Source organism: Mitsuaria sp. CC2 (assembly GCF_048957715.1).
GTDB lineage: Bacteria > Pseudomonadota > Gammaproteobacteria > Burkholderiales > Burkholderiaceae_C > Roseateles.
The window spans coordinates 95,213-114,461 of the sequence record NZ_JARVXN010000005.1 but is presented as its reverse complement, the minus strand read 5'-3'; the positions used below and the strand labels follow the sequence as shown (position 1 = coordinate 114,461).

Here is a 19,249-nt window from a genome sequence, read left to right as displayed (position 1 = left end):
GCCAACGCCGACAACGATCAGAAGGCCACACCTCATGGACGCCTCACCCACCGATTTCAACGCCGCCGCGCGACCGCGCGCGGACTTCCTCGCCACCGGGCAACCGGTGCTGCGCGGCCTGCCCGCCGACGCCCCCGCCGCGCAACGCGACGCCGCCTGGCAGTCGCTGCTGTCGGCGAGCGATCCCGCACCCGCGCTGGCGCAGGTCGGCGGCCGTTTTTCCGTGGCCTGGCGCCAGCCCGGTGGGCGCACGCTGCTGGCGACGGACCGCTTCGGCATCGAGCCGCTGTGCTACCGCATCGTCGGCCACGAGCTGCAGTTCGCGACCCGCGCGGACGACCTCGCCGGCGACGACGCCGACCTCGACCCGCAGGCGCTGTTCGACTACCTCTACTTCCACGTGATCCCGTCGCCGCGGACGGTGTTCCGCAACATCTTCCGGCTGCCGGCGGGGCATGTGGCGATCTTCGAGCGCGGCGAGCTGCGCGTGACGCCCTACTGGACGCCGACCTTCCGCGCCGATCCGGCGCCGAGGCTGGAAGACCTGAAGGTCGAGTTCAAGGAGATCCTCCAGCGCTCGGTGCAGCGGGCGATGCACGCGCCGGACGCCGCCTGCTTCCTGAGCGGGGGCACGGACAGCTCGACGGTCGCGGGCATGCTGAGCCGCGTCGCGGGACGTCCGGCGGACACCTACTCCATCGGTTTCGAAGCCGAGGGCTACGACGAGATGGCCTTCGCGCGCACCGCCGCCAAGCATTTCGGCTGCCGGCATCACGAGTACTACGTGACGCCCAAGGACCTGGTCGACGGCATCGCGAAAGTCGCGACGCATTACGACCAGCCTTTCGGCAACAGCTCGGCACTGCCCTCGTACTACTGCGCCCGCCGCGCCCACGACAATGGCGTGCGGCACCTGCTCGCGGGCGACGGCGGGGACGAGCTCTTCGGCGGCAACACGCGCTACGCGAAGCAGACCGTGTTCTCCTGGTACGGCAAGGTGCCGGAACCGCTGCGCGACTTGGTGCTGCAGCCGGTGTTCGGCTCGCCGATCGGCAGGCTGCCGCTGCTGAAGAAGGGCGCCAGCTACATCGACCAGGCGCGCGTCCCGATGCCCGACCGGCTGCAGAGCTACAACCTGCTGACGCGCCTGGGCATGGGCGACGTGCTGGAGACCGACTTCCTGCGCCGCGTGGACCCGCTGGGCCCGCAGAAGCAGCAGCGCCAGGTCTGGAACGGCCTCAAGTCCGGCCAGTTGGTCGACCGCATGCTGGCCTTCGACTGGCGCTACACGCTGGCCGACACCGACCTGCCCAAGGTCGTGGGCACCACGCGGCTGGCGGGCACCTCGGTCGGTTTCCCCATGCTGGACGACGAGCTGCTGGCCTTCTCCGAGCGCCTGCCGGCGGACTACAAGCTCAAGGGGCTGCAGCTGCGCTGGTTCTTCAAGGAGGCGCTGAAGGGCTTCCTGCCCGACGAGATCATCGTCAAGAAGAAACAGGGCTTCGGCCTGCCCTTCGGCGTCTGGGCCACGCGCGACGCCAACCTGCGCGCGCTGGCCGAGGACTCGCTGGGCAGCCTGTCCACGCGCGGCATCGTCCGGCCGCAGTTCATCCAGGGCCTGCTCAAGGAACGCCTGCCGGAACACCCGGGCTATTACGGCGAGATGGTCTGGATCCTGATGATGCTGGAGCAGTGGCTGCGCGGGCATCGACCCAACTACCGGGTGTGAGCGTGAACGGCGACGGCGGCGCCTCAAGCGTCTACCCGGGCGACCTGGGCGGCGTGGCTGCCGATCCCCGCAGCATCGGCGGGTCGCTGGTCATCTTCTCCTCGCGCGAGTCCGACGCGGTCCTGCACGCCAACGTGTCGGCGCTGCGCGGCGCCCTGCCGCCCGACATGCAGGTGGTGATCCTCGTCAACGGCAACGGCGCGTTGGTCGGACAGCTCCGGCGCCGCCTGGCCGTCGAGCCGCCGCCCTTCCCGGTGTCGCTCTGGGAGATCCCGCACGGCGACAAGGCCAACGCCTGGAACCAGTACGTGCACGCGATCTGGCAGGGCGAATCGCTCGTCTGCTTCATCGACGGCTACGTCACGCTGCCGCCCCTGGCCATCGCGCGGCTGGCCGAGGCGGTCGAGGCCGGTGGCGCGCACGTGCTCGGCGGCACCGGGCAACCGTCGATCGGCCGCGGCAGCGCGGCCCTGCGCGAGCGCATGCGCCAGGAAGGCGGCTTCCACGGCAACTTCTGCTGCCTGAAAGGATCGACGATCGCCGCCATGCGCGCGCGCGGTCTGCGCCTGCCGGTGGGGCTGTACCGCACCGATTCGCTGATGGGCGCCTTCCTCAGCTTCGGCCTGCATCCGGAGTCCTCGCCGTGGGATCCCAGCCGCATCGCCGTGGCCGACGACGCCACCTGGCTGCTGCCGAAGAAGCAGTGGTGGCGCCCCGGCGACGTGAAGGGCCAGATCAAGCGCGTGCTGCGGCAGGGCCGCGGGCGCGTCGAGAACGCCGCGGTGAAGTTCTTCCTCGCCACGCGGCACCAGCCCATCGATAGCCTGCCGGCGACGGCCCGTGCGCTCGCGCTGGCCTGGCAGACGCGAGCGCCTCAGGAGGTGGAAGCGCTGCTGCGCGCCGATGCGCTCAACCGGCGCGGCTGGCGCGAGCTGCTCGATCAGCAGGAACCCGTGCCGCAGACGCTGGCGCCTCGGCTGGTCTGGCGCACCGCCGCCTGACGCCGGGCCGCACTGTCACAACCATCTAGTGATCTTGAGCCGACTAGTCGAGGACACTGCAGTCATCGCTCACGCGATCTCGCCCACTGGACATGTCGCGGAAGACACCGCGTTGCGATCACGCTCGCTCAGTTGACCGGACGCCAGCGTGAACACCCGCTGACAGGCATCGATAGTCTCGGGACGATGCGCGATGACGATGCGCGTGATGTCCAGACGTTGAATCGCTGCGGCAATGTGACGCTCGTTGTTCACATCCAGATGACTGGTTGCCTCATCCAGCAACAGGATCTTCGGCCGCTTGTAGAGCGCCCTGGCCAAAAGCATCCGTTGGGTTTGCCCCCCGGAAAGGCCGGAACCGAGGTCGCCGATCAGCGTGTTGTAGGCCATCGGCATGCGCATGATGTCGTCGTGGATCTGCGCGAGCCTGGCACTCTCCTGAACCCGCGCCAGATTGGCCATCGAGTCGAAGAAACTGATGTTCTCGCTGAGACTGCCTGCGAGCAATGCATCGCTCTGCATGACGGGACCGACGATGCTGCGCGCCGCGGCGCGAGTCCGGTCGGTCAGCGCCACGCCACCGTACAGGATGGTGCCTTCCTGGGGCTCGAGCAGACCCAGCAGCAGCTTGACCAAGGTGCTCTTCCCGCAGCCCGACGCTCCCGTCAACGCGACACTTTGGCCAGCGTCGACGCGCAGATTTGCATGTCTGAGTACCCACGGGCCTTCGTCCGAGTAGCGGAAACTGACATTGCGCAGCTCCACCGTGGCATCGACATGCTCAAGCACGTGCTCCTCGTCGCTACAGCCCTCCCGAGGGGTCAGCGCAATGTCCGCCAGCCTCAACGTGTGGACCTTGAGCATGGCGAACTCCACAACGAAGTCGATCACTCCGGTCAATCGCTGCTGGAACTGGGCCCGGTATCCAAGGAAGGCGAGCAACATCCCGACGGTGAAGACGTCGGTCGTGGCGTCCGATTGGCTGGACAGGATCAGTCGAGCCCCCCAGTACAGCGACAGCATCATCTCCAGCCCGAACACCAAAGCGGTGGAGCTGCCCACCGACAGGCCGATCAACGTGGATCGATAGTCTCGGTTCTGGACCTCAACCAGCAGGTGCTGCCACCGCCCGTGCCGATCCGTTTCGCGAGCGAACAGCTTGAGCGGTTTGATCGCACGCAACGATTCGAGGAAGAATGACTGTTCCTTTGCACCGATGACAAGTCGCTCGGCCGCGGCGTGCTTGAGCGGTCCGTAGCTCAGTCCGCGGATCACGCCATAAATGAGGAATGCGCCGAGCATGATGAGCGTGAGACGCACGGAATAGAGCGCCATCATCCCCAGCGTGGCGAGCGCGAAACAGGCGTCCAGTACCGATTCCACCGCACGCGTGGTGATCGTGCGCTGGATGGCTCCGACGGCGGAGAAGCGGGACGAAATGTCGCCGAGATGCCGGCTCTCGAAATAGTCCGCCGGCAGCCTCAGAAGGTGGAAGAACACGTTGGAGGACCATCTGAGGCTGATCGATTGCGCCAGCACAGTGACCATCCACGATCTGGCCCACGAGGACAAGGTCTGGATCACCAGCAGGAGAGAGAAACCGATCAGCAGGACAAGCAGCAGATCGGCGTCTCCCGACGCAATCGCGTCATCCACGATCAGCTGCTGCATCAGCGGTAGCCCCAGGGTAAGAGCCTGCACCACGCCCGTCGCCACAAGAACGAAGAGCAGCGCCCGGGACAAACCAGGCATCGCGCCGGCAAGATCCCTGATCCGAATGTCTGGGGGCGGCGGCTTCGGGACGAAGTCCGGCGCGGGCCACATCTCCACCGCCACCCCGGTGAAGTCTTCGGAAAGTTGGGCCAGCGTGACCCGGCGCTCTCCGATCCCTGGATCGAAGATGTCCGCATGTTTCCTCGTGATTGATCGCAGGACAACGAAGTGATTGAAGCGCCAATGCAGGATGCACGGCAGCTTCAAGGTCCTGAGCTGGGCCGGCTCCAGCCGCACGGCACGCGACGCGAGTCCGACTGCCGCTCCCTGCTTCATCAGTCCCCCGAGCGTGCTTCCCGAGGCGGCGCTGGGAAATCGATGCCGCAACTCCGCCAGCTGAATGTGGTGCCCATGGGACTGCGACACGGCCGCCAGACAAGCCAGGCCACACTCGGCGATCTGCGATTGAAGCTCGCTCATCAGGAGAACGCCTCCGTCCGCAGCTCGGTCACGGCAGGCTCACCGGGCCGAAAATTCGATGTTGCGGCATCCCGAAGTTCGGCGTCACGCCCAGGTAATGGCAGATTGCAAGCGCATCCCCCGGACATGGCATGCTGTAGAGGACGTATTTGTTGGGGGCGAACACAGCAGGATCGACGGGAAACTCGACCGGCGTGACTCGCTCCGAATGCCTCGCCAGCGCGGCGACACCGTCTGGCACCTCGCTGAACGGCAGGCCGTCGAACCCCTGGACAGCCCCTAGCCGGGGGTACGTCCTGATGAAATCCTTCGCCAGGGCCGTGTCGATGACATAAGCCTTCCGAGCCGGCTCGGGCGCCGTCACGCCGCTCGGGTGGCAGGAGGCGAAAGCCACCGCCAGCAGGACAGGTCGGGCACCAAGGAGCACACGCTTCATGTTCAGATCCTTTCAATCACTTCGCGGCGGAGCAGTTCCGCCAGAATGCACATTCCGGTGTCCGCATCGACCTCGGGAAGGGCGGCGAGGATCCTGCGCGGGGTGGAGCCTCCTTCGACATCAAGGGTCCTCATGATGTCGCGCCCCCAGCCCTCCGAAACGACGCGGAAGCCGTTGATGAAGTCCGGCGATCGGTGATGACTGTTCAGACGCAGCGGTGCGTCGAGGTCCACCGTCACGGGAGCGGCAGGCACATGCTCGCCGATCGAGAATGGCAGCGAGTTGCGCTGTTGCGCTTGCATGGTCTGTCGAAATTCGTGCCAATGCCGGTCGTCACGCAAGAAGGTGGCGAGCTGCTTGATCATCGCTTCGGCGGCCGCTGCCGGCGCTTGATCCTCGTCGAGGCGGAGTCCCGTTCGCGCTTCTCGCGACTGCGTCAGCGATCGCTGGCAGGCCCATGTGAAGTAGTCCAGCATGGGCGTCACGTGCACACCGATCGCCGCATGGAAAGTCAGCTCGCCGATCGGATCGGCGCGGTGCCACCAGCCACGAGGGATGTACAACACATCGCCCTGTTCCAGAATCTCGTCGAACACCGGCGCATCCGGGCATTCAGCCTTGTGGGCGAGACTGGTCTGATGACGAAGCGGCAGCTCCCAGGTCGGCCCGTAAAGGCGCCAGCGTTTTCGTCCTTCCAACTGGACCGCAAAGACGTCGTGCGTGTCCCAATGCTCCTTGAATGACCCTGCCCCGCTGACCGCCAGGTAGGCGTTGGCAGTCGCAACATCTCCCGTCAACTGGGCAACTTCGCGACACAGCTGCCGGATCGGACGCGAGCGGACATCGATGCGGTTCAGCACCATCGTCGCGCCATCATTGAGCAGGTCGTACAAGCGATCCTTGACCAACCTCCGCCGGGCCATCCCGGCATCCTGGAATGTCTCGAGATAGTCCGGCTCCGGCACGGGGCCATCCCTGAACAGCCGGACATGCGGTGGCATGGGGTCACTGTGGTCCAGGAAGACGTCAGCCTCCTTCAGGCCGGGCACCCCGACCGCGCCGCCGCGAACGAACAGGTAAGTCGACTCGCGATACTCCCGAAGGAATTCAGGCCGAGTGATTCCCAGTGAAAGCATGGTGACGTCTTTCTGCTTCAATGTTTACTTCGGTCCGACATAAACGCAGGAAAGACCCACGCCGTCCAAGGTGACGTCGAACATGCCGTCGCCCATGTGCATGAACTCCAGATTGTGGCCGTTGTAGTTCATATTGAAGGTGTCACCGTCTTCGCTGAATCCCATCTCCATGGTCTGGCCACCCGCCATCAGCTTGACGCCTCCACTGATGTAGGTGAAAGAGATCGGCTGACCGTCGACGATGACTTGATACTGGCCACCGGAAACCGCTTCGATCTCAGCCAAGGTCAATTCGCGGACCGGAGCCGGCGCGCGAGCGGCGTCGGATGCGCCGCCAGAAACGAAAAGAGTACGCAATATTTTCTCCATTGAATTACAAGATTCGTATCGACAAACATGCACCGCCCCCCCTGTGCGCCCCCTTTCACTTCATTGAACTCCTATCCCTTTGGCGGCGCTCCTCGCACTGAGCAACGGCTCAAAAAGCCATTCCCAGACAGCCCGACTCTCCTGCATGACATCGGCTTCCAACGACATACCCGGCTTAAGCCGCAATCGATCACCATATGCCGAAATCTCCTGGCTTCCGATTGCCACCTCGATCCTGTAAAACGGCTCCTTGCTTTGAACCAGATGCTGGAGCGTCGCGGCCTGCCATTGCGGAAGATCATCCGGATGCATTGGAGTTGGACTTACCTGCAATACCGTGCCTTGCCCCATGCCGAATTTCTGATGGGGGTATGCGTCATATTTGATCCATACCGTCTGTCCGGGCTTCATGAAGCCCAGGGCGCGCCCGGGCGCGAACAAGTGAGCCTGCAGTTGGCTGGGCTTGCCGACTGCCGTGCTCGACACCACGGCGGCGACCACACGACCTGCCTGGACCGACTGGCCCAGTCGTGCCGTCATGACTCCCACCTCCCCGGTGCGCGGCGCCAGGATCTGCACCCGATCACGTTCGGCATTTGCACTCGCTTCCTGCTCAAGCGCGGCTAGGGTTCGATCGAGCTGCGCCAGCTCCGTACCCAGTTGCGTCGCGATATTGGCCTTCTCGGCCTGTGCGTCCTGTTCTCCGCGTTGGATCGACAAGCGGTCCCGCTCCAGGCCTTTCGCGCGCGCCGACAGATCCAGGTAGATGTCCTGTTTCTCCTGTGCCTGGATCTCAGGCATAAATCCGCTATCCGCCAATTCCCTGGCCCGATTCCACGCGGATCGCGCCAGTCGAATCCTGTTTTCCAGAATTCCGGATTCGTCATTGATCTTGTCGAGTTCCGCTTCGAGATTCGTCAGCCGGATTTGAACCGCGGAGGATCGCTGTTTCGCATTGATTCGACGTTGCCCAATCTCCTGCTCGATGGAGGATCTGCGCTCGTCAATGGCCCGGCGAACAGAAGCCGCGCTGCTACCCATCTGGGTCATGCGGTCGGCGTTTACCATCATCAATATGTCCCCTTGGCTGACAGCATCCCCCTCCTTGACCAGAATCCGGTCCACGACGCCAGCCTGCGGCGATACAACATCCACCGCCCCCGACTCGGGCAGCAAAATGCCTTTGACCTTCGTCTTTCTCGCTGCCTGACCCCAGACAAGAAATGCGAGCACGCCCACCGCAATGGCGACACAAGACATCGCAATCAGCGCAAACCTGGGCAGATCGGCAAGCTTCACGGGCCCTGCCTCGGAGAGGGTCTGCGCGTCGAGCGCCTGCTGGCGAAATAAGGGTGTCGACAATCCTCGCTCCTTCGCAGTGAATCGATCTGAGTCGAAGCTCTGCAAGGGAAAGGATTCTTAACTAAGAAACCAAGGCACACGGCGGTTTCATGCCTCCCTCCGACGGGGGGCTTGCATTTCAATCAGTGAACAGAGATCGCGGTCGGCGTTCTCTCCCGAGAACGGTTGCGCATCCGGAGCGCCGCCCCGAGATTTTCAAACGACCGCTGCGGGGCCGCCCATGCGCGCGTTGCGCATCATCCGCGCCGCAAACATCGCGGTGGAATCGCCCCACGGCGTATAGCGGGGCAGCTGGAACGGATCGGCGCCCGGCAGCGCCACGCCTGGAGACGTGCTGACCGCCGCCTCGAACCCGAGTTCCCGCAGCATTGCCGCGTGGCCCGCGTCGTAGTCGCGCACCGGCCGGCCGTTCGGATACGCGAAGCTGCGCACTGGCCGGCCCAGCAGCGCCGCGAGGTGATCGCGACCCGCCTGCACCTGCGCTCGCGCGCCTTCCGGAGGCAAGGTCGTCAGCACGGTGTGGTCCACCGTGTGGCCGCCGATCTCGTGGCCCGCATCGGCCAGCTGCCTCAGCTGCGCATCGGTCAGCATCAGGTCATCGGGCATCGCGGCGACCGGCACCGCCGACAGCATCCGGCGCACCTGCGCCTCGCGTTGGTCCGGGGCCAGGTACTTCAGCTGCACCTGCAGCGCCGAGACCGCCTTCAGCCGTTCTTCATCCGTCGCCACGGGGTGCAGGCCCATGCCGACCGACGACAGGTCCAGCACCTGCCCCGGCACCCGCCGCACGAATTCGATCACGGTGTCGCTGAACATGCGGCCGCCGTTCAGGTAACCGGTCGCGATGTAGATCGTCGCCCGCGCGCCGTGACGCGCCAGGATCGGATGCGCCACCGTCCAGTTGTCCGCGTAGCCGTCGTCGAAGGTGATGCACGCGGCCCGCTTCGGCAGCCGGCCCTCGCGCAGCGCGAGCGCGGCGTCGCTCACCGTCATCAGCGTGAAGTGTGCCGACAGGAACGCGACCTGCGCCTCGAAGCGTTCGGCCGCGATCTCGCCCGGCCGCATCGCATCGGGCGCGGGCAGCACGCGGTGGTAGATCAGGATGCTCAGCGGGGACGCTCCCCGCGGCCAGCCCAGCAGGCTCAGCGACGCCAGCATCAGGTGCCTCCCCAGTACGGCGAATGCACGTCGCGCGGCGCCTTCCCGGCCGCGATCGCGGCGCTCTTGCGGCTGCTCACTTCGGCGGCGACGATGCGGTTCACGACCACCACGATCATCACGAGGTAGTACGGCAGGTCGAAGTAGACCAGGCTCAGGAAGGCCCCGCCGGTCGCGTACCCGATCAGGCCCACCTGGCACATCGCCGACAGGTCGCGCGCCCATTGCAGGTCCGGATGGTCCTTGGCGGCGCGCATGGTCGCGCTCGCCAGCCGCCAGGTCGTCGCGAAGATGCCGACGAACACCGCCAGGCCGAAGAAGCCGTGCTCGCCCAGCGCCTGGAAGTAGATGCTGTGCGCCGTCAGCGGGATGGTCGGATCGGGCGCGTACTTGGCGAACACCGCCGGTCCCGCGACCGTGAAACCGCCGCCGAACGGGAACAGGTCCACCGCCATCCGCCAAGCCATCTGCCACGCGTTGATGCGGCCCATCGCCGACGAATCCTGGTCGTAGGTCTTGATGGTCTCCATGCGGTCGGTCCAGCTGTCGGGCATGAACACGAAGATCAGCGGCAGCGCCACCAGCACGACCAGCGCCAGCGGCAGCTTGTTGCGGCTCTTCATCCACATGAAGAACGACATCGTCACGATCGCCAGGAAGGCCCCGCGCGACTGCGAGCCCACCGCCGAGGCCATGCACAGCAGCATGGCCGCGGTCGCCAGATGGCGCTGCCAGGGCTTGACCGCCTGCAGCTGCAGGTAGCGGATCAGCGGCACCGTCATGATGGTGGCCAACGCCAGCGAGTTGTTGTCCTCGATGAAGGAGCCCTCCGGCCCCCACACCCGCGCCGACCCGCCGGACAGCACGGTGAACACGCCGCCCTTGACGCCGTAATAGCCGATGGAGATCACCAGCACCAGCACCAGCCAGTCCAGGTCGCGCCGCCGCTTCACCACCAGCAGCGACACCAGCACCATGAGCAGCACCTTGAACGCGCGCGACCAGAAATGCATCTCCTTGTCCGGGTAGAACGAGAACAGCATCGGCGACACGCCGATCCAGAGGATCCAGATCGAGAGCAGCACGGTCACCGCGTTGACGGGAAATTTCACCAGCTTGTCGCGGTTGAGGATCAGGCTCGCGAACAGCGCCAGCGCGATGACCATCGACCACGGCGCGTCGTGCGCGAAGCCGTAGGCCAGGCGGTGGGGGTTCATCACGCCCATCCACACCCAGCCGAGCACGCCCCAGACCGGGTCCTTGAAGGTCTTGTAGATCAGGGCCACGAACAGGCCCAGGATGATCAGGTCACGCATGACGGAGCTCCGGCGACCGCCGCGCGGCCAGGATGCGGTGGAACAGGTCGAGCTGGCCTTGCGTGGTCGCGTCCCAGCTGAAACGCTCGGCGTAGCGCCGGGTCGCGGCGCGGTCGCGGGGCGCGGCGCGCAGGCGTCGCACCGCCTCGGCCACGCCGGCGGCGGTGCGCTCGGGCATCAGCTCGCCGGCCTCCGGGCTGGCCACGACCTCGGGCGTGCCCCACACGTTGGACGCCGCCACCGGCGTGCCGCAGGCCATCGCCTCCAGCAGCACGTTGGCCCAGCCTTCGCGGCTGGACGCCAGCACCAGCGCGTCGACGCCGGTGTAGACCTCGCGCAGTCGCGCCTGCGGCAGCGCGCCGAGGAAACGCACGCGCGAGCTCACGCCCAGCGACTCGGCCAGACGGCGCAGCGCGCCCTCCTCCGGGCCGGCGCCGGCGATGAGCAGATCGACGTCCGGCAGCTCGGCCAGCGCGCCGATGACGAGCTCGTGGCCCTTGCGCTCGATCAGGTGACCGACCGAGGCCAGCGTGAATCGGCCGGTGGCGAGCCCCAGCGCGGCGCGCGCCTCGTCCCGTCCGGCGGGATGGAAGAGCGTCAGGTCCACGCCGTTGCGCAGCGCAGTCACCTTGGCGGGATCGGCGCCCAGCGCGACCAGTTCGTCCTTGAGCGCCTCGCAGACGGTGATCATGGCGTCGGCCTGGTCGGCCGCGCGCAGGATCAGCTTGCGCGGGAAAGCGTGCCGGGGAATGAGGTTGATGTCGGTGCCGCGCGCGGTGATCACCACCGGCTTGTTCATCGCCCGCGCCACCATCACCGCGGCGACGCCGTCGGGATAGAAGTAGTGCGCGTCGATCAGGTCGAAGTCGTCGCCGCTCGCCTGCAGCTGCCGCGCCGCGCGCAGGAAGCTCCAGGCCAGCGTGTAGGGCGCGCTGCTCATGCCGACCTTGGGCAGGCGGACGAAGCGCGGATGCGCGACGTCCAGGCCGTGGCGCGATTCGCGCGCCGGCGTCGCGGCGAACCTGCCGTATTCGCCGAAGCGCTCGCCCTTGAACGGGAACCACGGCACCGGCGCGATGACGCGCGATCCGGCCTGCCCCGACGCGATCAGGTGACGCAGCCGCGTCTCCACGAAGATGCCGTGGCTGGGCATCACCGCGCTCGGATACAGCGTCGAGAAGGTCAGCAGCTTCAGCATGCTCAGGCCCCTGACCGGGAGCGCGCGTCCTCGGCGGCCGGCTTGCCGCCGCGGCCCTGCGGCACGCCCTGCCCGGCCTTCAGCGACTGGCCCAACGCCACGACGCGCTCGGCGTTGCCATGCCAGGTCAGGTGCAGACGCCCGATCGTCGCGCGCGCGCCTTCGCCCAGACGGCGGCGCAGCGCCTCGTCCGACGCCAGCCGCGCCAGCAGCGCTTCCAGCGCGCCGGGCTGGGCCGGATCGAAGAGCAAGGCGTTGAGGTCGTCGTCCAGCACTTCCTCGATGTTGGGCTGGTTCGGTGCGACGATGGCCTTGCCCAGCGCCAGGTACTCGAAGAGCTTCAGCGGCGACGCGTAGGCGACCACCGCCGGCTGCAGCGCGATGTCGAAGGCCGCCACGTAGGCCGGCACCGCGTCGCGCGAGACCACGCCGGTGAAGCGCACGCGCTCGCCGAGCTTCAGCTCGCCGGCCAGCGCTTCGAGGTCGGCCCGCGCCGGGCCGTCGCCGACCAGCAGCAGCCGTGCGTTCGCGGGCGCCGCATCGGACGCCATCCAGCGGATCACGCGGTCCATGCCGTGCCAGTCGCGCACGAAGCCCGTGAAGCCCAGCACCAGCGCGCCGTCCCAGCCCAGCGTCCGCTTGGCCTCGTCGGGCGACGGTGCCGCGTCGAAGTGCTCCTCGTTGATGCCGTTGGGGATCACGACGAGGCGATCCTGCGGCACGCCGCGCTCGCCCACCATGGCGCCGAGCACCTTCGTCACCGGCAGCACCGCGTCGGCGCCGCGCCAGACGACACCTTCGGCCCAGCGGGCGACGCGCGGCAGCGCCAGGCCGCCGAACTTCGCGCGTTCGTCGACCAGCGGTGCGTTCACCTCCAGCAGCAGCGGCAAGCCCAGGCGCCGCTTGAGCATCAGCCCGCTGAGCAGGAAGAGGTTGTAGCGCTCGTAGATCAAGTCGGGCTGGAAGTCCTTCGCCGCCGCCGCCAGGCGGCGGTAGGCGACCAGCGAGTACGCCAGCTCCAGCAGCTCGTAGACGAACTTGGGCAGCTTGGCCCGCAGGCGATGCACCCAGCCGGTGTCGTCCCCCATCTTCGCCTTGTCCTCCGGCGCCGATTCGCCGCCGGGCGCGACCACGCGCACCTCATGGCCGAGCGCGCGCAGCGAGCCGATCATCTCCTCGATGTGGACCGCCTGGCCGTCCTTGGACGCGGTGCGATGGTGGTACAGGATCTTCATGCGGAGCGGAAAGACATCGAGGGAACGGGACTGACGGGGCTCACAGGACTCAGAGGACTCACAGGATTCACGCGGCTTCGCGCATCGAGGTCGCGCCCATGACGTTGCGCAGGAAGGCGTCGTACATCAGCAGCGTCCACAGCGGCGTGCTGTGGTCGCGGCTGCCGTTCTCATGCTGCTCGACCATCTGGCCGACGGTCTTGAGGTCGAACATGCCCGAATCCGCCAGCGGACCGCCCAGCAGCGAGTGGCGCACGCGCTGGCGCAGCGGGCCGCGGAACCACCGCGACAGCGGCACGGCAAAGCCCATCTTCGGCCGGTAGAGCACGTCGTTGGGGAGATGCGGTTCCAGCGTCTTCTTGAACAGGTATTTGCCCTCGCCGCCGCGCAGCTTCAGGTGGGACGGCAGCGTGGCCAGCCACTCGACCAGCGGGTGGTCCATCAACGGCTCGCGGACTTCCAGCGAATGCGCCATCGACGCGCGGTCGACCTTGGTGTTGATGTCGCCGACCAGGTAGGTGTGCGTGTCGATGTACTGGATCAGCGCCAACGGATCGTCGGTGTTGGCGCGCTCCGCATGCCGCAGGAACAGGTCACGCGCGTTGTAGCCGCCGAGCTCGGACTTGAAGCGCGCGCTGTACAGCGGCATGCGCTCGTTGTCGCGGATCACGGACATCGTGTGGAAGTAGGCCTCGACCGAGTTGCGGGCCAGCGCCTGGAAGGTGGTCTTCGCGCGGAAGACGCGCGGCGCCCAGTCCGCCTTCGGATAGAGCCGGCCCAGCGTGCCGAACAGCGGCTTGCGCAGCCCCAGCGGCAGGCTGGCGCGCATGCGCTCCTCCATCATGTGCAGCTTGTAGCGGCGGTAGCCGCCGAAGCTCTCGTCGCCGCCGTCGCCCGACAGCGCCACCGTCACGTGCTTGCGCGCGAGCTGGCAGACGCGGTAGGTCGGGATCGCGGAGCTGTCGGCGTACGGCTCATCGTAGAGCCGCGCCAGCGTATCGATCAGGTCGAAGTCGTCGCTCTGGACCGTCTCGACGTGATGCTCGGTGCGATAGCGGTCCGCCACCATCTGCGCGAACTCGGACTCGTTGTACTGCGGGTCGTCGAAACCGATCGAGCAGGTCTTCACCGGCCCGTTGGTCTCGCCGGCCATCATCGCGACGACCGCGCTGGAGTCCACGCCGCCCGACAGGAAGGCGCCCAGCGGCACCTCGGAGATCAGCCGCAGCTTGACGGCCTCGCGCAGGCGGCGCGTCAGTTCCTCCTGCGCCTGGACCTCGTCGATCCTGTTGTCGGTCGTGAAGCTCACGTCCCAGTAGCGGCGCGGCTGGCCCAGCGGCTCGCCGCGCTTGATGACAAGCGTGTGCGCCGGCGGCAGCTTCAGCGCCTGGCGGAAGATGGTGTGCGGCTCGGCGACGTAGCCCAGGGCGAAGTACTGCTCCACCGCCTGCGGGACGATGTCGCGCTTCATGCCCGGATGCGCGAGCAGCGCCTTCAGCTCCGAGCCGAAGACCAGCGTGCCGTCGTCCAGCAGGCCGTAGAACATGGGCTTCACGCCGAGCCGGTCGCGCGCCATGAAGAGCTGGTCGCGCGCCTTGTCCCAGATCACGAACGCGAACATGCCGCGCAGCTTCTGCACGCAGTCCTCGCCCCAGGCCGACCAGGCATGCACGATGGCCTCGGTGTCGCTCTTGGTCTGGAACTGGTAACCCAGCGCGCCCAGTTCAGCGGTCAGCTCGCGGTAGTTGTAGATCTCGCCGTTGAAGACGATGCCCACCGAGTGGTCCGCGTTGAACAGCGGCTGCTGCCCGGTCGCGATGTCGATGATGGACAGCCGGCGGTGGCCGAAGGCCAGCCCCGGCTGCAGGTGGATGGAGCCTTCGTCGGGGCCGCGGTGGTGCAGCGAATCGTTGATGCGATGCATCAGCGCGCCGTCGAAGTCGCGCCGCCCCCGGGTATCGAAAAGTCCGCTGATTCCGCACATGGTCCTACCCCGCGTCCGTCCGTGTCAGTTCTTGTGGCTGCCGGCATTGTGGCCGCGCAGCGTGTCATACAGACCCTGGTAGCGCCCGACCATGGCCCGCATGCTGAAATCCTCCTCGACCCGCGCCCGGCCGGCTTCGCCCATCGCGGCGGCGCGCGCCGGATCGCGGGCCAGGCGCAGCAGCGCGGCGGCCATCGCCTCGGGATCCGCGGCCGGCACCAGCAGGCCGCTGACCTCGCGCGTGACCAGGTCCGCGTTGCCGCCCACCTCGGTCGCGACCACCGGCAGCCCGCTGGCCATCGCCTCGAGGATGGTGTTGGAGATGCCCTCGGCCAGCGACGGCAGCGCGAAGACGTGCAGCCCGCGCATCACCGCCGGCACGTCGGTGCGCTCGCCCGGCAGCCAGGCGAGATCGCCCAGCCCGGCTTCGTCGAGCAGCGCCTGGCATTGCGCGCGCAGCGGACCGTCGCCGACCAGCACCAGCCGCGCGCGTGCCCGGAGGTCCGGCAGGCCCGCCGACTGGCCGATCAGCGCGATGAAGGCGCGCGTCAGCATCAGCTGGTCCTTCACCGGCGCCATGCGGCCGACCGTGCCGATCAGCCAGTGCGCGGCGGGATCGAAGGGACAGCCGGGGATGGGCTCGGCCTGCTGGCGCTGGAAGCGCGTCGTGTCGACGCCGTTGACGAACTGGCTCACGCGCGCGGGCGGCACGCCGACCGGTCCGGTCAGGTAGTCGCCGAGATCACGCGACAGCGCGATGTAATGCGAGACGAAGGGCTTGTAGAAGCGGCGCACGCGCTGGTAGGCGCGGTTGCGGCCGTCCAGGTCGCCGACGTCGCGCCCGTGCTCGCCGTGGATGCGCACCGGCACGCGCGCGGCCCAGGCCGGCAGCTGCACTTCCAGCGCCGCCAGGTTGCGGCTGTGCACGATCGCGGGCTTGAGCGTGCGGAACAGCCTGTAGAGCTGGGGATAGAGCCAGAAGCCCTGCCCCGGCGGCTTGTTCAGCGCGAAGCACTCGACGTCGTCGCGCTGCAGCCGCTTGCGGAAGTCGGTGACTTCGGTCAGCGCCACGATCGCATGCCGGTAGCGGTCCGCCGGCATGTGGTTGATCAGATTCACCACGCCGTTCTCGAGACCGCCGGTGTCGAAGCGGTACATCACGTGCAGCACCAGCGGCCGATCGTCGGCCGACGCGAGCGCGCGCCCGACACTCAGACCGGCGCTCATGTCGACGCTCCCGGAACGCCCTGCACGCTCCGCATGCTTTGCACGCCCGGCGTCGAAGGCCCCGGCGGCGTCGCGACGGCGCCGCCGTCACGCACGCGCCGGAGCTGCGCGTCGATCGTGCCCCAATGCTGGCGCAGGAACAGGGTCAGGCGTTGCGCGGCCTGGTCGTCGGCCTCGGTGTAGACCAGCACCAGCGCCGCGTCGTCGCCGCGGCCCTGGAGGCGCTCCAGCGCGCCGCGCACGCGCGCCTGCCAGGCGCTGGTCATCGGACGGCCGTTGATCCAGTACACGTGCCACACCAGCATCCGCGGCGCGTTCACCGCGTCCAGCGACGAGGCGCGCACCTGCGTGGTCAGCATCGGCACCGGGGCCGCCGAGGCGCCGGTGAGCGGCGCGAAGTCCGTCTGGCCGCGACCGGTGACGGCCCAGCGCTTGTCCTCCGCCGACACGGCGGCGTTGCTGGAACTCACCAGTTTGCGTTCGTAGTCCTGGTCGCGGAAGTACTGCAGGTGCAGGCCCACGCGCGCGGTCGCGGCGCCGACCTGCGCCGGGCCGGTGAATTCCTGCTGCAGCCTGGCATTGGCGCCTTCGAAGTCCGGCTCCCAGGCGTCCGACGGCACGACCTGGTCCTGCCAGCCCGGCTCCGCCGGCACGGCGGGCAGCGCGGCGATCGGGGCCGAATGCCCTTGGCGCAGCCAGCCGCCGGCGGCGATCGGCAGCGCGATGGCGAGCAGAACGGCCGCCGCGGCGGTCCAGGCGGCGCCGGTCGCGGGCGCGGCGACATCGCGCGGCGGCGGCACCAGCGGCAGGTCCGGCTGGGCCCAGCGCGCGCCGATGAGGAACATGGCCAGCATCACGATGCCGAAGAACACCCAACCGTAGATCAGGTGGTCGACGCCGACGGCCAGCGTGTTGCCCGACAGGTGGCCGATCATCACGATCAGGTAGGCGCGCGCCCAGTTGGCCACCAGCGGCAGCGCCAGCGCGAAGGCGATGAAGCCCAGCCTGCGGCGCGTCGAGTGGTAGCTGAGGTAGGCGTAGAGCGTGCCGACCATTCCCGAGGCGATCAGGTAGCGCACGCCGGAGCAGGCCTCGACCACCGACCACTGGCCGCTCGGGATGATGAACTGCAGTCCTTCCTGGTAGACCGGCAGTCCGCTCAGACGCAGCGCGACGACGGTGAACTTCGCGGTCCAGTCCATCAGTTGCGGCAGCAGGAACTCGCCGACCGGCACGCAGAAGAACAGGAAACCGAGCGGGAACGCCATCTCGCGCGCGACGCGCCAGCCCAGCACCGCCGGCACCAGCAGCACGAGCATCGCGACCAGCGTGAACTGCGTGACCGCGTTGATCGCGGCGAAGTCGGCGAACAGCCAGACCGCGCCCAGCGCCACCAGCGGCAGCGCCAGCCATGGCAGCGGCCGGGGCGTCAGCGGCGCGACCATCGCGCGGCGCCGCCAGGCGAGCCACAGGGCGATCGGCGGCACCAGGAAGGCATGGGTGAAGGTGCCGGAGCGCCACCAGATCGTGACCATGCCCAGCGCCGTGTGCCGATACAGCAGCAACAAGGCGATGACGAGCAGGACCAGCACCACCAACGGGCGGCGCCAGGAATCGGGCATGCCGCGCTGCTGGAGCGCGGACGGCGTCGTGGCGCTCATGCCGCCTGTCCTTGAATTTGCCCCGGCGCGGTCCCCTGCGGGAGATACCCGTCGAGCTTCGCGAGGTGGGCCTGCCAGCTGAACTGCCGCAGCACGCGTTCGCGCGCCTGCTGGCCGATCGCCTGCGCGCGGGTCGGCGCGCTCAGCAGCGCGTGGACCAGTTCGAGGTAGTCGGCGGCGCTGTCGGCCGACAGCAGGTCCTGGCCGGCGAGCACGCCGTCGGCGCCCAGCGCCTCGACGCAGCTGCGCGCCGCCACGACCGGACGGCCCACGGCCATCGCCTCCAGGATCTTGTTCTGCACGCCGCGCGCCAGCCGCAGCGGCGCGACGACCGCCGCCGCATGCTGCAGGTAGGGCCGCACATCCGGGACCGTGCCGGTGACGCGCACCGCCTCGCCCGCCAGCGCGAGCACCGCGGGCGTCGGCGCCCGGCCGACGATGGTGAAGCGCAGCGTCGGCCAGCGCTGGCGCAGCTGCGGCAGCACCTCGGCGGCGAACCACTGCACCGCGTCGACGTTGGGCCAGTAGTCCATCGCGCCGGTGAACACCAGCGGCAGCTCGTCTTCGGCGAACGGATTCGCCTGCTGCGGCAACGGGGCGAAGTAGCCGCTGTCGACGCCGTTGCCCAGCGCCTCGACCGGCGCGCCGGTGGACGACAGGCGCTGGAACAGCGCCTTCTCGCCCTCGGTGACGAAGAACGAGCAGCGCGCCTGTTCGGCGACGCGGCGCTCGTAGGCCAGCAGCTCGCGGCCTTCGCGGCGGTACAGCCAGGACATCGGCCAGCGGTTGGCCTTGGCGTAGTCGGTCCACTTGGCCGAATCCACGTCGACGAAGTCGACCAGCATGGGCACCGGACCGGCGATCTCGCGCAGCTGTTCGGCGTACTGCGCCATCGTCGACGAGAACACCACGATCGCGTCGAAGCGCTGCGTCTTCGCGATCGTCGCGATCCAGTCGCGCATCGCGCGGTGCCGGTAGTACGGCAGGCTCAGCGCCTCGCCGGTCGCCAGTCCGCGCAGGCTGGCCACGCGCGCCAGCAGCGGGTTCAGGTCGACAGCGTAAAGCGCCTCGCACTGCGCCTGCAGCGCGGGCACATGCGCCCAGTCCTCGGCGTCGTCGACGAAGGTGCCCAGCCAGACCTTGTGATGCGCCGTCAGGTGCTTGAGCAGGTGGTACGAGCGCAGCTTGTCACCCTTGTTGGGCGGGTACGGCAGCCGGTGGACCAGGTAGAGGATGTTGGCCAT

At 67.9% G+C, this 19,249-nt stretch carries 15 protein-coding genes; 2 read left to right on the top strand and 13 right to left on the bottom strand.

Annotation, left to right across the window (positions count from 1 at the left end; genetic code table 11):
- Nucleotides 1-34: 34 nt before the first annotated feature.
- Nucleotides 35-1,729 (top strand): asparagine synthetase B family protein, encoded by a 1,695-nt coding sequence (locus tag PV762_RS03100; RefSeq protein ID WP_421033555.1) that lies wholly within the window; start codon nt 35-37, stop codon nt 1,727-1,729.
- Complete coding sequence (locus PV762_RS03095) at nt 1,726-2,730, top strand: hypothetical protein (RefSeq protein ID WP_421033554.1); 1,005 nt, start codon at nt 1,726-1,728, stop codon at nt 2,728-2,730. Before PV762_RS03100 ends, PV762_RS03095 begins: the two co-directional genes overlap by 4 nt.
- A 69-nt stretch (nt 2,731-2,799) precedes the next feature.
- Here PV762_RS03095 and PV762_RS03090 read toward each other — a convergent pair whose 3' ends face one another.
- The 13 genes from PV762_RS03090 to PV762_RS03030 all read right to left on the bottom strand — a co-directional run bounded on the left by PV762_RS03090 (nt 2,800) and on the right by PV762_RS03030 (nt 19,249).
- Complete coding sequence (locus PV762_RS03090) at nt 2,800-4,923, bottom strand: peptidase domain-containing ABC transporter (RefSeq protein ID WP_421033553.1); 2,124 nt, start codon at nt 4,921-4,923, stop codon at nt 2,800-2,802.
- A gap of 28 nt (nt 4,924-4,951) precedes the next feature.
- Entirely contained in the window at nt 4,952-5,359 is a 408-nt protein-coding gene (locus PV762_RS03085) for a hypothetical protein (RefSeq protein WP_421033552.1), read from the bottom strand.
- Between the two features lie 2 nt (nt 5,360-5,361).
- Complete coding sequence (locus PV762_RS03080; protein ID WP_421033551.1) at nt 5,362-6,516, bottom strand: JmjC domain-containing protein; 1,155 nt, start codon at nt 6,514-6,516, stop codon at nt 5,362-5,364.
- A gap of 3 nt (nt 6,517-6,519) precedes the next feature.
- A complete protein-coding gene (locus tag PV762_RS03075) occupies nt 6,520-6,852 on the bottom strand; it encodes a hypothetical protein (RefSeq protein WP_421033550.1) in 333 nt (110 codons plus the stop codon).
- Nucleotides 6,853-6,924: 72 nt separating this feature from the next.
- A complete protein-coding gene (locus PV762_RS03070) occupies nt 6,925-8,271 on the bottom strand; it encodes an HlyD family secretion protein (RefSeq protein WP_421033549.1) in 1,347 nt (448 codons plus the stop codon).
- Between the two features lie 150 nt (nt 8,272-8,421).
- Nucleotides 8,422-9,384 carry a polysaccharide deacetylase family protein gene (locus tag PV762_RS03065; protein WP_421033548.1) on the bottom strand — a complete coding sequence of 321 codons (963 nt, stop codon included), beginning with the start codon at nt 9,382-9,384 and terminating at the stop codon, nt 8,422-8,424.
- Complete coding sequence (locus PV762_RS03060) at nt 9,384-10,700, bottom strand: putative O-glycosylation ligase, exosortase A system-associated (RefSeq protein ID WP_421033547.1); 1,317 nt, start codon at nt 10,698-10,700, stop codon at nt 9,384-9,386. Before PV762_RS03060 ends, PV762_RS03065 begins: the two co-directional genes overlap by 1 nt.
- Nucleotides 10,693-11,895: a glycosyltransferase family 4 protein gene (locus tag PV762_RS03055; RefSeq protein ID WP_421033716.1), complete on the bottom strand. Its 1,203-nt coding sequence runs from the start codon at nt 11,893-11,895 to the stop codon at nt 10,693-10,695. Before PV762_RS03055 ends, PV762_RS03060 begins: the two co-directional genes overlap by 8 nt.
- A 5-nt stretch (nt 11,896-11,900) precedes the next feature.
- Entirely contained in the window at nt 11,901-13,133 is a 1,233-nt protein-coding gene (locus tag PV762_RS03050; RefSeq protein WP_421033546.1) for a glycosyltransferase family 4 protein, read from the bottom strand.
- A gap of 67 nt (nt 13,134-13,200) precedes the next feature.
- Nucleotides 13,201-15,117 carry an XrtA/PEP-CTERM system amidotransferase gene (locus tag PV762_RS03045; RefSeq protein WP_421033545.1) on the bottom strand — a complete coding sequence of 639 codons (1,917 nt, stop codon included), beginning with the start codon at nt 15,115-15,117 and terminating at the stop codon, nt 13,201-13,203.
- 24 nt (nt 15,118-15,141) lie between these two features.
- The gene (locus tag PV762_RS03040; RefSeq protein WP_421033544.1) at nt 15,142-16,344 is read right to left on the bottom strand and encodes a TIGR03088 family PEP-CTERM/XrtA system glycosyltransferase; all 1,203 of its coding nucleotides are present in this window, start codon (nt 16,342-16,344) and stop codon (nt 15,142-15,144) included.
- Nucleotides 16,341-18,005 (bottom strand): exosortase A, encoded by a 1,665-nt coding sequence (xrtA, locus tag PV762_RS03035; protein WP_421033543.1) that lies wholly within the window; start codon nt 18,003-18,005, stop codon nt 16,341-16,343. Before xrtA ends, PV762_RS03040 begins: the two co-directional genes overlap by 4 nt.
- The gene (locus PV762_RS03030; protein WP_421033542.1) at nt 18,002-19,249 is read right to left on the bottom strand and encodes a TIGR03087 family PEP-CTERM/XrtA system glycosyltransferase; all 1,248 of its coding nucleotides are present in this window, start codon (nt 19,247-19,249) and stop codon (nt 18,002-18,004) included. The genes xrtA and PV762_RS03030 overlap by 4 nt, the downstream gene beginning before the upstream one ends.